The organism is Hominiventricola filiformis (assembly GCF_020686965.1).
GTDB lineage: Bacteria > Bacillota > Clostridia > Lachnospirales > Lachnospiraceae > Hominiventricola > Hominiventricola filiformis.
On the sequence record NZ_JAJEPS010000007.1, the window covers coordinates 82,487 to 97,438 of the forward strand.

Here is a 14,952-nt window from a genome sequence, read left to right on the forward strand (position 1 = left end):
AACAGAACAGACAGACTCGAAGCACAGGAGTGTTTTGAGTCTGCCTTTTATGATTTTTGCGGAGGATGGAATGGAAAAGAAAAAAAGATATTTACTGTATTGGGCGGTTGTCTGCCTGCTGGTATTTATAATCGGCGCGGCCATTCCCCGCAGTGAAATGCGTTCTCTTGGACTGGAAGGAGCCAATCAGGCAAACTTAAAAAATGCAACAGAAGAACTGACCGAAGGAAAGACGCTGACATTTACAGTGGCACCGCCGGAAAAAACGACAGACCAGATCGGCTTTTTTGTTACGCTGAACGGACATGAATTTAAGGATGGTATGCTCAGAATCATAGCCAGTGACGGTGAGAAAGTCATTGGAGGGCGGGATTTTCCCCTTGCTGATCTGAATGGAGATCAGTTTCTTTTTGTAAAGCTGGAAGAAGTACCGGAAATACTGACGGTCCGGATTGCCAGTGACAGCAGAAAGGACGGACCGTCCATCTGGCTGAATGAGACGACGGTGACGCCGGGTGAGGCAGTGATGGATGGTGAAACACTGTCCCAGAGTCTTGTCTATAATCTGACCTATACCGTGCAAGTACACCGATTTGTGCAGCCGCTGATACTGGCTCTGATTCTTCTGCTTTTTGGAATGGCCGTGTACAGTGCAGGCGGATTTGTAAAAGCGCAGAAAAGAGAAAATGAACTCCCCAGGCTTCAGCAGGGGATCACCATGCGGAGAATTGCAGGACTTGGCATAGCGGTGGTGCTGTGTGCGCTTCTGTTTTTTTATCTTTATGATACCCGCATTCGAATTGCGCAGAATACGACAGAAAAAGTGACGATTTATCAGCCAGACGGAGATTCACTGGAGATTACGAAGAATACAGCGGAGTTAAAGCAGCTGGTACGTCCGGAACAGGACCGGCTCACCGGATTCGGTATCCGGTTCTGGATTACGGATGGGGCAGTCCTTTCAGGAGGAAGCATGCATGCCAGAGTGACGGATCTGACACTGGGAGAAATCCTGTGTGAAACGGATATTCCGGCGGAACAGTTTATCTCAGGTGAATATGTGGGGCTGTTGTTTGAAAATTCCCAGACGGGTGTGAAAGACCATGAATATGAGATTGATCTGACCTTTTCCAGGGAACTGTGGAACAGTGGCCTGGAAGTGATGACCAGCCACAGAAATCTTTGTGTAAATGCGTATTTGTATTTTAATATTTTCCTCAAGAAATTTTTCTTCTTTATGTTTCTCGGTGTGGAAGGACTGATCTGTCTCTTCTGGTATCTGGCTTTTGTGAGAAAGGTGCGGGTGGAGACACTATTCCTGGTGATGGTACTTGGACTCGGTCTATTCTATAATGTACTGATTACGCCGCAGATGGTGCCGGACGAGGCGAAGCATATTGATATGGCATATCGGTACAGTAACGAACTGCTTGGATATGAGTCGTTGGGAGATACTACCTGTCTTATGAGAGCAGATGATGCGGCAATGGAGTTTACTTCTTCTCCTTCCTTTAAAAATTACCGGAATATCTACTACGGATTGTTTTCACGGGTGCAGGATGATCGGATGGTGGAAGCGGACATTAACAGCAATATTGAGGGAAGCATTCTCTTCTACGCACCGGCGGTGCTGGGTATGACACTCGCACGGCTGCTGCATCTGGGAACGGTGCCAATGCTGCTTCTTGCCAGGTATCTGAATCTGGCAGTTTTCGCCTTGCTTACATGGCTGGGAATGAGACGACTTCCTTTTGGAAAGACAACACTTTTCCTTATTTCTGTACTGCCGGTCAATCTGCAGCAGTGTACGTCATTTTCCCATGATGCCATGGTCCACGGAATTCTGTTCCTGTATGGTTCTCTCTGCCTGGAGGCAATTTATGTGAAAGAAAAACTGACCGGACAGAAAATGCTGCTTCTTGCTGTACTGGGAGTGGCGGCAGTGTATTGTAAGAGCGGAAGTTATCTTCCGATGGTGCTTTTGACGCTTCTGATTCCGGCGGCAGCTTATGGAAGCAGACAGATGAAACTGTTCGGTACCTGTTCGCTGTTCGGAACGGTGCTGCTTACATTCCTGATGAAAAATGCGGCAGTCGTAAGAGAAATTACCGGAACCACGGAAGCAACCAGCGTCGTGACCAGTGTTGCCGGAAGCGGCAGCGGGGACGCAGTCTATGCGACTGGATATACCCTTGGTTATTTTCTTCATGATCCGCTGCAGCTCATTTACATGATTGTCAATACAATTCTCGACAAAGGCGGATTTTACATGGAATCCCTGATCGGCTACAAGCTTGGATGGGTGGAGATCGAGACTTCGGAGATGCTGGTAGTGCTCTTTTTGTTCCTGCTGTTTTTATCCATCTTAACTACACGGGAAGAGGCGGTGTGGATAAACAGTGTGCAGAGAGGAATCATGATCATTTCCTGCCTTGGATGTGCCGGATTTATTGTGCTCGGCATGCTGCTTTCCTGGACACCTGTCGGGCATGTATCCGTGGAAGGTGTGCAGGGACGTTATTTCCTTCCGTTTCTGCTGATTTTACTGACTGCATGCAGAAATAACGGAATTTATCTGCGGACCAAAATGGACAGAACGATTATCACAGCTGCGTTAAGCGGTCAGCTTCTGACGATTGTCTATGTGATTAAACAAGTAATGGCTGTGTAGGACAGCCTGGAGAGGAACGATTTTATGGATAAAAAAAGACTGGCCGTCAATATGGCGGCACAGCTTCTTGCATTTGCCGTCAATATGGGGATCAGTTTTCTCCTGGCACCGATTATCGAAGCCAAGATGGAAAATACCTATGGATTTGTCACGTTGGCCAACCAGTTTGTATTGTATGCCCAGATTGTTGTGTCTGCGTTAAATACAATGGCCAGCCGTTTCATCACAATCCACATCCACAGAGGGGAAGACCAGACGGCCAGTGAATATTTTTCATCGGTATTTTTTGGCAATGTGATGATGGCGGGGATATTTCTGCTGCCGGCGCTTGTCATTGTCATTTTCATGGGGAGTATGCCGTTTTTGAATGTACCGGCGGATGTGCTTCATGACGTGCAGCTTCTGTGGGCTTTTGTATTTGCAAACTTTTTCTTAAGTATTATTACGTCTGTATACGGAATTTCCACCTATGCGACGAACCGTCTGGACCTGACATCCATCCGTACCATGTACGGAGATATTATCCGGATTGTATTTTTATTTGGAACATTTCTGATCTTTAAACCGACACTGTGGTTTATCGGAGCAGCATCCCTTTTAAGCACGGCGTATACAGCCTTCTGGAACCGCAGATTCACTCGGCAGCTTCTGCCCCAGGTGCAGATGAAGATATCCAATTTCCGTTGGAAAAAAGTGTGGGAGCTGGTGTCTCTGGGAGCCTGGAATTCCCTGACCCGTCTGGGACAGCAGCTGCTGGATGGTGTGGATATTCTGCTGTCAGGCGCACTGATTCTGGATGGAAATGCTTCTATGACTATGCTGTCCCTGGCAAAAATGGTGCCGACAGCGATTTCCAGTCTTATGGGAACGGTGGTAGGCGTGTTCAATCCACAGATCACCATTGCCTATGCAGAGGATAACACGGAAAATCTCGTGAAGATTATTAAGAGCTGCAACCGGATTCTCATTTTTATCATGAGTATCCCCATTGCATTTCTGACCGCTTACGGAAGAGATTTCTATGCCATGTGGCAGCCCACCAAGGATGCGGACATGCTGCAGAGACTGTCTCTGCTGGCGGTAGGGGTGCTCTATGTGAGCATGAGCATTCAGGTGCTCTATCATGTATTTATTATTACGAAAAAAGTAAAATGGAATTCTTTAGTTATCCTTGGTTCCGGAGTGCTGTCCTCCTGTCTGTCACTGCTTTTGTTGAAGACAACGGATCTGGGAGTCATGGTATTTCCGTTGTCCAGTATGCTGACCGGACTTCTGCGAAATCTTATTTTTACTCCGATCTATGCGGCCAGATGCCTGAAGATCCGCTGGAACCGGTTCTATGGAGATATTCTGCTGGGTTGGATTTCTATTGGCAGTATTGTGATTCTTGGAAATCTGTCCCGGATGGTATTCCCGGTAGATTCCTGGATAAAACTGATTCTGACAGGCGTGGTCATGGGACCGCTGGCATTGGCCTTAAATTTCCTGATTATTCTTAGAAAAGAGGAGCGGGAAATGGTGATTGGCATGTTTAAGTCCAGGCTGAAAGGAGCAAAATAGAAAGATGTTCAGTATCGTCATTCCGGTCTATAATGCGAAAACGTCACTGGAGCGCTGTGTGGATTCCTGGCTTTGCCAGACGAGAAAGGATCTGGAAATCATTCTGGTGGATGATGGTTCTTCCGATGGAAGCAAAGAGCTTTGCGACGAGTTGGCTAAGAATCATTCTGGCACCTGTCTCCGGGTGATTCATCAGGCTAACAGCGGTGTATCCGCGGCACGAAATGCGGGAATCCGGGCAGCAGAAGGAGAATTCCTTCTTTTCACGGACAGTGATGACTATGTGGAGCCGGACTATCTGGAAAAGATGGCAGCTCTGCAGGAAAACAGTGATGCAGATCTGGTACTCTGCGGGTATCATCATCTCTATGATGGTGCAGATATTGTAAAAGTACCGGGAGAGACCCATGTGAGTACCATGGCAGAGTTCCAGCAGGAATTTCTGGGGCTCTATAAAAAGAGTGATCTTAATATGCCATGGAATAAACTATATCGGAAAGCATTGGCTGGTGTATTTGATACGTCTTTGAGCCTGGGGGAAGATCTCCTGTTTAATCTCGAATATTTATCAAAATGCCGGAGGGTTGCTGTTCTGGGAGAACCGCTGTGCTGGTATGTTCAGGACATGGGAAAGACGACCCTGTCTTCCGAAAAACGTCAGAACCGGATGGAACTGGCAGAACGCATCTGCAGGGAGACGGAAAATTTCTATGAGAAGACCTGGGGAACCCCTTGTAAGGACGGCAGTATTTTTCTTCGTTATATGAACGAAGTCATGGATGAATGTGAGAAACTTCCGGATGACAGAACGCTGGCTTATCGGGAAAAATTAGAAATTCTGCACGGCTATGCGAAGGATCCGCTGGTGAAAAATCGTGGATCCGAGGTGCGGTTTACGTATCCGGATTACCGGATTTTATGGATTTTTTTGAAGAGGGATATGGTACGGACGGTCTATGGTCTGTGCGTGGTACGCAGCCTTCTGGTGAAAGGGCTGCATGAAATACGGAGGAGCCGAAGATGACAACCCCATTAATCAGTGTAATTGTACCGGTATACCGGGTAGAAGAGTATCTGGAACGATGTGTGAAAAGTATTCTTTTCCAGACTTATAAAAACCTTGAGGTGATTCTGGTGGACGATGGGTCTCCGGATCAGTGCCCTGCCATCTGCGATGCCTGTGCAGAAAAAGATGCCAGGGTGAAAGTGATTCATCAGGAAAACAAAGGTCTTTCCGGGGCGAGAAATGCAGGGATCGATGCAGCCTTCGGAGAATATCTAGCATTTGTGGACAGTGATGATTATGTGAGTCCGCATTTTATCGAGGAACTGTATCAGCTTCTGAAGGACACCGGCTGCGCCATCGGACAGTGCCGTTTTTCTTATGTGAAAGGGGAAGGACTGGTGGAAGAAGGCGATTCTGCGTTCTGCATTTACCGAGGAGAGAGTCTGATGGAACAGCTCTATGGACCGGAGGAGAAAGCCACCTGTTTTGTGGTGGCCTGGAACAAGCTGTACCGGGCGGAACTTTTTAAAGAGACAGGAATCCGGTATCCGGAAGGACGGATTCACGAGGATGAGGCGACCACGTATCGGTTGTTTCATGAGGCGAAGAAGCTGGCATTTCTTGACCGGGCGTTGTATGGATATTACACAGAAAATGGAGGCAGCATTACATCTGTCTTCTCTGCAAAGCGGCTGCAGTGGCTGACGGCTCATGAGGAACGGATTGCATTTTTTAAGAAAAATGGTTATGAGAAGCTTCTTCCGGCAGCTTACCGGAAGCTCTGTGACGCCTGCATTACTTTCTATTTCCGCTGTACGGAGCAGGTGAAAGATGCAGAAGAACTCAAGAAAGAGTTGCGGAAGCGGTTGGAAACTTACCGGGCGAACGGGGCTGCCTGGATCGCAGCGCTGCCTTTAAAAACCCGCATGGGATATGAATTATTTTCCATGAGTCCGGGACTTTATGCTAAAATGCTTCAGAAAATGCAGGAGACATTATGAACGAGAAAATCAGTGTCATAGTACCAATCTATAAAGTGGAACAGGTGCTGAAACGTTGTGTGGACAGCATCCTTTCCCAGACCTATGAGAATCTGGAGATCATCCTGGTGGATGACGGGTCACCGGATCAGTGTCCGGCCATCTGCGATGCTTATGCCAGGCAGGATGCCCGCATCAAAGTGGTACATAAGAAAAATGGCGGCCTTACTTCGGCATGGAAAGAGGGAGTCCGGCATGCTGAAGGCGAATGGCTTGGCTTTGTGGACAGTGATGACTGGATTGAGCCGGATATGTATGAGCGGCTATATGAGCCGCTGAAAGCACAGCAGGCGGATATGTCCATGGCAGGTCTGGTCTTTGATTACGAAGATCCCAATTATCCGCCGCGAAAAGAAGGCAACCGGCTGACGAAGGAATATTACAGTGCGAAAGAATGGCAGAAATTGTTCCCGGTACTGATCAATGATGGAAGCTTTATCGGAAGAACTATTCAGCCATCCCGGGTGACTAAACTGTTCCGGAGGGAACTGGTGGAGCAAAATCTTGACCTGTGGGACGACCGAGTGACGGTGGGAGAAGATCTGCAGATGGTCTTTGCGGCTGCAATAGATGCGAAGGGAGTCTGCGTAGTGCCAGATTATTATCCCTATCATTACTGGTATAATACGGCGTCTATGACCGGACAGTATGATGCCCGCTATCTTGAAAAAATTAAACTGCTGCGGGAACGGATGGAGGCAATTTCGGACGCCAAAAAGGGATATGACTTCCGGCCGCAGATACGAAATGATTTCCTGAGTCTTGCCATTATGGCAGTGAAAAATGAGATCTGGAGAAATCATCGGGATCCTTTCTTCACGGTACTTCAGAAAACAAAAGAAATGTGCCGGGACAAGGCAGTGCAGGAAGCGCTGAACAACCATACCATGGACCGTCTGGGATTGTCTGTGAAGATTTATATTTTTATGATGAAACATGGACTTGCATTTCCCTGTTATGTAGTAACTAAGTTATTTTTTACCTTATATTATGGAGTTTTTTCACATGTACAATAAAAAGAGAAAAGCCATCTTCTTTGACATAGATGGAACATTACTGGCCTCGGGGGAGGGAATTCATGAGAGCGTGAGGGAGGCGCTTAAGAAAGTAAGAAATCATGGGCATCAGATATTTATTGCTACCGGGCGTGCCTGGTGCTGTCTGCCGGAAGAACTGCAGGATGTGGAACTGGATGGGCTTATTGCCAGTGCAGGAAGTGATATCTGGTTTCACGGACAGAATGTGTACCGTCAGTCTCTTTCACCGGATCTGATTGAACATACCTGCCAGATCTTAAAAGAGATGGATGCGGTCTATCTGCTGGAAGGATTTGACCGGATCTATGTGTCCGAGAAAGCGCAGCGGATTCTTCTTGGGAAAGAGGTGCTGCCAAATGACAATCCGGAGCTGGTTCGCTGGAAAAAGTATTTCCGGCAGAAGCCAAACCTGTATCCGATCGAGGAATGGACACCGGATGGGGAGAAGGTGCCGAAGATTACCTTTATGTTATTTCAGAAGGAGCAGGTGGAGAAAGTAAAAGAGATCATGTCAGAACATTTTCATGTGGTCTTTTTCCCGGCGGCTTACGATGACTTCTGGAATGGTGAATTGATTTCCCGAACGGCGGATAAGGGGACTGCCATTCAGAAAGCGGCAGAACTTCTTCATATAGGGATTGAGGACACCATCGCGTTCGGGGACAGCATGAATGATTATGAGATGATCGAGAAGGCTGGCTGCGGTGTGGTGATGGCAAACGGGGATGAATACCTGAAGACAATTGCAGACCGGATCTGTGAGTCTGTACAGGAAGACGGCGTGGTTCGGGAACTGGAACGGATGCATCTGATCTAGGAGGCCGTTAATGAAGAAGATTTGGAATACAACAACGAAAAACTGGGTGTGCGGAATACTGGCATGCATGGCACTCATGATTACGATCAATGCGGATTTGAGCAGTATCAGTGCAGAAGCTGCACAGGGTGGATTTTTCAATGTTCTTGCCATGACGATCAAGAAGCTGGAATATGTCCTTCCGGTATTTACCTATCGGGATGGACTGCTGGCACTTCTGGTACTGTTCTTTTTTCAGAAGACAACGATCCGTCAGGAGAGCGGCATTTCGCCATGGAGCGTCCGGATTCCCGCAGGTTTTACTGCTTTTTTCCTGGTATTTGGCTACAGCTTTTACTATACAAATTCCTGGAATCTGATCATTATGGACAAGCTGCATCTGTTTCTGGCAGCGGTTATGATGGTGGGTTATTATGCACTGTTTGTGAGGATCTTTCATCTTGTTGTGGATAAACTTCCGATTTTAGCGGCAGCATGTGGAGAACGTCCCGGAAAATGGTCGGAACTGGTCTTTGAACGGCATGCGTTCTGGGGACCGTTTCTGGTAATTCTGATTTGCTGGATGCCGTACATTCTGGCAAAATTTCCTGCTGCATCCATGCCGGAGACACTGGCGGAGATGCGACAGTTCTACTGGAATGATATCAATAACTATTATCCGCCCATGCACACCATTTTGTTAAGCCTTGTGATGCAGCTGGGAAATGCAGTTCATTCCTATACATTAGGATTTTTCCTGAATCTGGTACTGCAGCTTGGAATGCTGTTATCTGCATTTGCTTACGGATTTACGCTGATGAGAAGATGGCAGACCCCTTATAAGCTTCGCTGGGCAGCCCTTGCCATTATCTGTATTGTAGAATTTTTCCCGATGGAATCCACCGTGGTGGAGAAGGATATCCCGTATGCGGCCTGCGTGATCTTCCTGGTGCTGCTCCTTTATGAACTGGTGCGGCAGATGCACAAGGGAAATGGAATGAACCGTGTGCAGATGGCAGGATATGTACTGGCCTGCATCGGAACAGCGGGATTTCGGAATGAGGGAATTTACCTGGTACTGGTGTCCGGTATTGCTGTGACTTTCTATGTGATGCGCACATGGTGGAAAGAGGACCGCAGGAAATGCGGCAGAGTATTGCTGACCGTGCTGCTTCCGATATTGCTGGTGCTGTTTTATCAGAAGGGATTGCTTCCGGCCTGCGGTGTTGCCGACAACGGACCCAAGGAAGCGCTCTCCATTCCATTCCAGCAGACAGCGCGTTATGTGAGAGATTATGGATATGAGATTTCCGAGGAAGATGCGGAGATCATTTCCCGGGTGTTGGATTATGAGAATCTGGCGGAGAAGTATGATCCGATCACGTCTGATCCGGTCAAATATACCTATCACGCAGAAACGACAGAGGACCTGACTGCTTACTTTGGACTCTGGTTCCGGCAGCTTCTGAAACATCCGGGAAGTGCAGTGGAGGCTACCATGAACAATGCCTATGGATGGTTTTATCAGGAAGGATATGCCCAGAACTATATGATGACATCCAAGATCGACGGTCAAGATGTGCGCTGGGAAATCAACCAGCCAGCTAAACTGGCAGGTGTACGTCAGGTTATGGAACGTGTGGCCAAATGGCTGTCCCGTGTTCCGGTGGTGAACTGGTTTGAAAATGCGGGCATCGTGTCATGGTTTACCATCCTTCTGACAGCCTTCCTGATCGGAGCAGGAAGAAAGCGGTATCTTCTGCCGATGGCTCCGGTGCTGACAGCCCTCATGGTGTGCATTGCAGCACCGACCTTCAATTATCAGATGAGGTATATTATGCCGATCATGTTCTGTGTGCCGTTCTATGCGGCCATGGCTGTGCAGGCATTGAGAGAAAAATTGTGATAAAAAAGACCGGGATTCCGGCTGGTTTTACAGCAGGAATTTCGGTCTTTTTGTGCTATGTGGGGATTTATTTTTCTTCCACCACCTGGAAAATAAAGAACTTAAGATAATAACTTTCATCTGCGGCCCACAGGATCGGATGGTCCGGAGCCTGAGTGCGGAACTCTACCTGACGAAGTCGTTTGTGAGTAGCTTTGGCAGCTTCCTTTACAGTCTTTGCCAGCAGCTCCTGCGTCATAAAGTGAGAGCAGGAACAGGTGGCAAAATATCCCCCGTCTTTTACCAGCTTCAGACCCTTCATATTGATTTCACGATAGCCCTTGATGGCATTTTTGGTAGCTTCTCTGGATTTTGTAAAAGCAGGCGGATCAAGGATAACCACATCGTACTTTTCGCCGGCAGCAGCAAGCTTCGGTAATTCATCCAGCACATTGGCACAGCGGAAGTGAACCGTATTCTGCAGTCCGTTAAGGCGTGCGTTGGCTTCTGCCTGAGAGACTGCATATTCGGAGATATCAAGTCCGGTCACATCACTGGCACCTGCAATACCTGCATTCAGCGCAAAGGTTCCCATATGGGTAAAACAGTCCAGCACTTTTTTGCCTTTGCAGATGCGCTGCATGGCAAGGCGGTTATATTTCTGGTCCAGGAAAAATCCAGTCTTCTGGCCGTTTGCCACATCTACCAGATAGTGTACACCGTTTTCAACGATTTCTACGGTGGTGTCAAATTCCTCTCCGATAAATCCCTTTACTTTTGGTAATCCTTCTTTGGTACGTTCATTGGCATCGCTTCGCTCGTAGACGCCGCGGATCGTGATGCCGTCTTTGGCCAGCAGTTCTCTTAAAATCATTACGATCTCTTCTTTGAAAGCTTCCATTCCGAGAGCCAGACACTCTACTACCAGGATATCTTCATATTTGTCAATGACCAGTCCGGGGAGAAAATCTGCCTCACCGAAAATAATCCGGCAAGAGGAAGTATCCACGGTAGTTTTTCGATAGTCCCATACATTTTTCACCCGCATGGTTAAGAATGCGTGATCGATTTCCTGATCAGCTTTTCTCGTCATCATACGGATGCGGATTTTTGAATTTTGGTTAATAAATCCGTTTCCCATAGGGTAACCGTCAAAATCGTGGACAGTTACCAAATCGCCATTCTTGAACCGTCCGGTAATGGTATCTATCTCGTTATCAAAAACCCAGGCTCCGCCGGACTTGATTGTGCGGCCCTCACCCTTTTTCAATGTTACAATCGTGTGATACATAAAATCCTCTTTCTGTGCTGTTTCCTTACAGCTTTTGTATTTATAATCTGTTTTTAGTTTAGCGGTTGAAAAAAGCAGTGTCAAGAGGTATAAGGCGTGGGAAACGGGCCATACTCTTTTTAGGTTATAGTTTCTTGAATCCAGCCAGTTGAAAGTGACAGGCTGTGAAGAGGAACCGCTTGCGCTAAGTCCTCGATCCAGCGGTACTAGCATTCGAACATCGCTGAATGCTCGTTCTCATGAAGTACCGGGACTGCGGACGTTCCCTTCACAGGCTATCACTTCCGCCTGGCTGGTAATCAGTGAATTATAATTAAAACTAGCTGTTATAACGAAGGAGTAGCAGAAAGGAGTATCTATGGATTTTAACCAGTTAGAAGAGAGCGATCGGATGAAGTATGAAATTGCGGAAGAACTGGGATTGCTTGAGAAAGTGCAGAAGGGTGGCTGGAAATCTCTATCATCCAGAGAGACCGGAAAGATTGGCGGGATCTTAAGCACCAGACGGAAAGCACAGGCGAAAAAAGAAAGACCGGATGTTGCAGAATAGATGGAGTCATCTATTTTGTATCAGTCCCTTTTGCGTGATTTTAACAGTCATTTTTTATTTTGTAGGGCAGATAGAAAATAAAAGTTATTTTTTGCCCAATCAGGCAGTGCAGACACGCGAAAATTCTAAAAAAAATAAGTCTTGTTACTTGATTTGGACATATAGAAAATCTGTGATATCAGATGCCCAGAAAATTAGGAAAATTTGGGCAAAAGATGCATAAGAATCTCTATATGTCCAATTTGTTTAATTTATGAAACTATATAGCGAAAAATATTTTTTTCACTGCAAATATTGGGCGTGGAGAGACACAAACATTCCATATACCCAAATGGATCAGCTGCGAGGGAAGTGCTGCCTTCATACAAAATATTCCACAAGAGGGGCGAAGTCTATCGTCCGGCCTCCGGTTTCATGAAACCATGCAGGAATGGTGTGATAAATAAAAAGGAGGCTGTACGTATGCTATTTCTTGAATATCTCCAATGCTCTGCCTGTCAGAAGGCAAAAAAATGGTTGGATGAGCATCAGATTTCCTGTGAAGACCGTCACATTATGGAGAACAATCCGACGTCTGATCAGATGCGAATAGGAGCCTGATAATCAGCACCCAGCATCTGTTTTTTCTTTTCCTGAAACTGCCAGAAATAGTTTTCTTCCACATCGGACCAGGAGTGGGTGGCGCGGTCGTAGACCTGAAGAAATCCTTCCAGTTCCGGATGCTGGCGTACGGTATTATTTAAGTATTCTTCACCGGTCAGGGGATTGATCTCACCTGCCGGACGGACACGGCGGAATGCTTCAGGGATCTGGAAAGTGATGCGGTCTCCGTTCTCCAGGGTGCGGTCAATCATGTCATCAGTACCAGAAGAATTCTGATCTGTATTCTTTTCAGAAAGCGTAGGGGATGGAGTCTGGGACATTGGAGGTACTGCAATATCAGTTCCATTCTCCATATCCGGAAGGAAAGAAGGCTGTGCCATATGAGGCGGCAATTCTCTGGCTGCCTGCGGCCATGCATATTCGGACGCGATGCGGTCGGCAGGCTCCAGCCGTATGGAAACCCGGTATCCGAGAAGGCCGGCAATCGTGTACATATCCTGCTCCGGGAAATTATCCCGTTTTAGTCGTTGGGTCAGATTCTGTCGGGACATGGGCTGTCCGGTAGACTGGGTATAGAGATCTGCCAGATCTTTGATGGTCATATGTTTTCTGTTCAGCAGTATTTTAATCTGTTCGCCAAATGATAATTCCATAAGAGCCTCCTTCTTTCAGGTGTATATTCTGTGGTTATGATTATAATACAGAGACCTGACGATGTAAATTAGAAAGTTTCTTTTCCGATTATCCGGAATAAAATAAAATAAAAAGGATTTGGCGCATGAACAGTCAGAAAGCAGATAATGATCTGAACCTGGCACTGGATGCCAGGGAAGAAGAACGGGAACGGTCTCTGAACCTGAATGTAGGTTATGACAGGGAAGACCGGACGTGGGAGTTGATTGTCAAATATTCCGGGAGCCTGGAACGGATTGCTTCGGATGCCATGCAGGTAACGAAATTATCCAACGAATATGCAATTTTAAGAGTACGGGAGTCGCTGGTGGAGACACTGGCGGCTCTTCCTGAAATTGAATATATGGAAAAACCGCATCGTCTGTATTTTCAGAGAGAAAATGGAAAGAGGGTTTCCTGTGTGAATCCAGTACAGAGAGCGCCCTTGTCACTCACAGGAAAAGGAGTGCTGATAGCAGTGCTTGATTCCGGCGTGGATTATACCCATCCAGAATTTCGGAACGTCGATGGTACGACCCGGATACGGGCATACTGGGATCAGACAGGTACAGGAACTTCAACGGATGGATGGGTACAGCCAGCAGAGCTTCCACCGGATGGGTTTCATCAGGGGGTAGAATATAGTCAGGAACAGATAAATGAAGCGCTTGTATCTGGAAAGAAGCTGCCAATGATCGACAGCAATGGTCATGGAACCGCAGTAGCTGCTATTGCGGCAGGAACCGGAGGCGTTGCGCCGGACAGTGAACTTCTGGTGGTGAAGCTTGGCATTCCCGGGGAGACTGGATTCCCCAGAACCACGGAACTGATGGAGGGATTGGACTATGTGCTTCGAAAGGCACTGGAATACAGGATGCCGGTGGCAGTGAATATCAGTTTTGGAAATACCTATGGATCTCACAGGGGGACCAGTCTTCTGGAAACTTATTTTGACGATATGAGCAGCCGCTGGAAAAATGTGATCTGTGTAGGCAGCGGAAATGAAGGAAACAGAGCTGGACACACGGCAGAAAATTTAACCGGGGTGAAGGAGCAGCTGGTGGAACTGACAGTAGCCTCCTATGAACCGGCATTGAGTATACAAATATGGAAGAATTATGTGGATCGATTTCAAATCTATCTGACAGCACCGGATGGAACGACAGTCGGTCCTTTTTATGAACAGCCGCCTGCTCAACGCTATCTGACGGGCAGAACAGAACTGTTGGTCTATTACGGGGAACCTGGCCCTTACAGCGTGGATCAGGAAATCTTTATCGAGATGATCCCACTTAGTGGATATATAGATGCAGGGGTGTGGACGATCCGGTTGGTTTCGGAAAAGATTGTGGATGGAGCCTGGCAGATGTGGCTTCCGGGAAGTGCGGCTCTGGGAAGCGATACCCGTTTTTTACGTCCGGTAGAAGAGACGACGCTTACCATTCCCTCCACCGCATCCAAAGTCATTACCGTTGGGGCTTATGATGCGCTGACCAATGCCTATGCAGACTTCTCCGGTCGGGGCGGCAGAAATGGAATTCAGAAGCCGGATCTTGTGGCACCTGGTGTGGATATTCTGACTGCCGCGCCTGATGGCAGATATACTCGCCAGACCGGCACTTCCTTCGCCGTGCCCTTCGTCACCGGTGCCGCGGCTTTGCTCATGCAGTATGGGATTATCAATGGAAATGATCCCTATCTCTATGGGGAAAAAGTGAAAGCATATCTCCGCCGCGGTGCTGCTCCGCTGCCAGGGATTCGGGAGTATCCCGATGAGCGGGTGGGGTATGGAAGTTTGTGCCTGGAAAGTAGTTTGCCAAGTGCTTAAGATTAGACCAAAA

At 47.4% G+C, this 14,952-nt stretch carries 12 protein-coding genes; 10 read left to right on the forward strand and 2 right to left on the reverse strand.

All coding sequences use genetic code 11. The annotated features are described in order from the left end of the window. Nucleotides 1-70 precede the first annotated feature (70 nt). The 7 genes from LKD36_RS08770 to LKD36_RS08800 are packed head-to-tail and all read left to right on the forward strand — an operon-like array spanning nt 71 to nt 10,016. Nucleotides 71-2,671, forward strand: coding sequence for a DUF2142 domain-containing protein (locus LKD36_RS08770; RefSeq protein WP_308459378.1), 2,601 nt, complete (start codon nt 71-73; stop codon nt 2,669-2,671). 24 nt (nt 2,672-2,695) lie between these two features. Further along, nucleotides 2,696-4,231: a lipopolysaccharide biosynthesis protein gene (locus tag LKD36_RS08775; RefSeq protein ID WP_308459379.1), complete on the forward strand. Its 1,536-nt coding sequence runs from the start codon at nt 2,696-2,698 to the stop codon at nt 4,229-4,231. 4 nt (nt 4,232-4,235) lie between these two features. Beyond that, nucleotides 4,236-5,255 (forward strand): glycosyltransferase family 2 protein, encoded by a 1,020-nt coding sequence (locus tag LKD36_RS08780; protein ID WP_308459380.1) that lies wholly within the window; start codon nt 4,236-4,238, stop codon nt 5,253-5,255. Next, nucleotides 5,252-6,238, forward strand: coding sequence for a glycosyltransferase family 2 protein (locus tag LKD36_RS08785; protein ID WP_308459381.1), 987 nt, complete (start codon nt 5,252-5,254; stop codon nt 6,236-6,238). Before LKD36_RS08780 ends, LKD36_RS08785 begins: the two co-directional genes overlap by 4 nt. Then, on the forward strand, nt 6,235-7,293 hold the full coding sequence (locus tag LKD36_RS08790) for a glycosyltransferase family 2 protein (protein WP_308459382.1): 1,059 nt from the start codon (nt 6,235-6,237) through the stop codon (nt 7,291-7,293). Before LKD36_RS08785 ends, LKD36_RS08790 begins: the two co-directional genes overlap by 4 nt. Continuing rightward, nucleotides 7,283-8,131, forward strand: a complete 849-nt coding sequence (locus tag LKD36_RS08795) for an HAD family hydrolase (RefSeq protein WP_308459383.1) — start codon at nt 7,283-7,285, stop codon at nt 8,129-8,131. The genes LKD36_RS08790 and LKD36_RS08795 overlap by 11 nt, the downstream gene beginning before the upstream one ends. A gap of 10 nt (nt 8,132-8,141) precedes the next feature. Further along, on the forward strand, nt 8,142-10,016 hold the full coding sequence (locus LKD36_RS08800) for a DUF6020 family protein (RefSeq protein ID WP_308459384.1): 1,875 nt from the start codon (nt 8,142-8,144) through the stop codon (nt 10,014-10,016). A 67-nt stretch (nt 10,017-10,083) separates the two neighbouring features. Here LKD36_RS08800 and LKD36_RS08805 read toward each other — a convergent pair whose 3' ends face one another. Continuing rightward, nucleotides 10,084-11,286, reverse strand: coding sequence for a class I SAM-dependent rRNA methyltransferase (locus LKD36_RS08805; protein ID WP_308459385.1), 1,203 nt, complete (start codon nt 11,284-11,286; stop codon nt 10,084-10,086). A gap of 358 nt (nt 11,287-11,644) precedes the next feature. Here LKD36_RS08805 and LKD36_RS08810 point away from each other — a divergent pair, with 358 nt between their 5' ends. Together LKD36_RS08810 and LKD36_RS08815 are read left to right on the forward strand one after the other, a co-directional pair. After that, nucleotides 11,645-11,836: a small, acid-soluble spore protein, alpha/beta type gene (locus LKD36_RS08810; protein ID WP_118770988.1), complete on the forward strand. Its 192-nt coding sequence runs from the start codon at nt 11,645-11,647 to the stop codon at nt 11,834-11,836. A 462-nt stretch (nt 11,837-12,298) separates the two neighbouring features. Continuing rightward, a complete protein-coding gene (locus tag LKD36_RS08815; RefSeq protein WP_308459386.1) occupies nt 12,299-12,436 on the forward strand; it encodes a thioredoxin domain-containing protein in 138 nt (45 codons plus the stop codon). Here LKD36_RS08815 and LKD36_RS08820 read toward each other — a convergent pair. Continuing rightward, nucleotides 12,415-13,092: a hypothetical protein gene (locus tag LKD36_RS08820; RefSeq protein WP_308459387.1), complete on the reverse strand. Its 678-nt coding sequence runs from the start codon at nt 13,090-13,092 to the stop codon at nt 12,415-12,417. The two genes, LKD36_RS08815 and LKD36_RS08820, sit on opposite strands and share 22 nt — an antisense overlap. A 125-nt stretch (nt 13,093-13,217) precedes the next feature. On the opposite strand from LKD36_RS08820, the gene LKD36_RS08825 reads away from it, so the two are divergent. Beyond that, nucleotides 13,218-14,939 carry a S8 family peptidase gene (locus tag LKD36_RS08825; RefSeq protein WP_308459388.1) on the forward strand — a complete coding sequence of 574 codons (1,722 nt, stop codon included), beginning with the start codon at nt 13,218-13,220 and terminating at the stop codon, nt 14,937-14,939. Nucleotides 14,940-14,952: the final 13 nt, after the last annotated feature.

Coding starts and splice junctions, on each gene's coding strand:
- LKD36_RS08770 (WP_308459378.1), top strand. CDS start 71: ATGGAAAAGAAAAAAAGATATTTACTGTATTGGGCGGTTGTCTGCCTG.
- LKD36_RS08820 (WP_308459387.1), bottom strand. CDS start 13,092: ATGGAATTATCATTTGGCGAACAGATTAAAATACTGCTGAACAGAAAA.
- LKD36_RS08815 (WP_308459386.1), top strand. CDS start 12,299: ATGCTATTTCTTGAATATCTCCAATGCTCTGCCTGTCAGAAGGCAAAA.
- LKD36_RS08780 (WP_308459380.1), top strand. CDS start 4,236: ATGTTCAGTATCGTCATTCCGGTCTATAATGCGAAAACGTCACTGGAG.
- LKD36_RS08785 (WP_308459381.1), top strand. CDS start 5,252: ATGACAACCCCATTAATCAGTGTAATTGTACCGGTATACCGGGTAGAA.
- LKD36_RS08825 (WP_308459388.1), top strand. CDS start 13,218: ATGAACAGTCAGAAAGCAGATAATGATCTGAACCTGGCACTGGATGCC.
- LKD36_RS08775 (WP_308459379.1), top strand. CDS start 2,696: ATGGATAAAAAAAGACTGGCCGTCAATATGGCGGCACAGCTTCTTGCA.
- LKD36_RS08800 (WP_308459384.1), top strand. CDS start 8,142: ATGAAGAAGATTTGGAATACAACAACGAAAAACTGGGTGTGCGGAATA.
- LKD36_RS08795 (WP_308459383.1), top strand. CDS start 7,283: ATGTACAATAAAAAGAGAAAAGCCATCTTCTTTGACATAGATGGAACA.
- LKD36_RS08805 (WP_308459385.1), bottom strand. CDS start 11,286: ATGTATCACACGATTGTAACATTGAAAAAGGGTGAGGGCCGCACAATC.
- LKD36_RS08790 (WP_308459382.1), top strand. CDS start 6,235: ATGAACGAGAAAATCAGTGTCATAGTACCAATCTATAAAGTGGAACAG.
- LKD36_RS08810 (WP_118770988.1), top strand. CDS start 11,645: ATGGATTTTAACCAGTTAGAAGAGAGCGATCGGATGAAGTATGAAATT.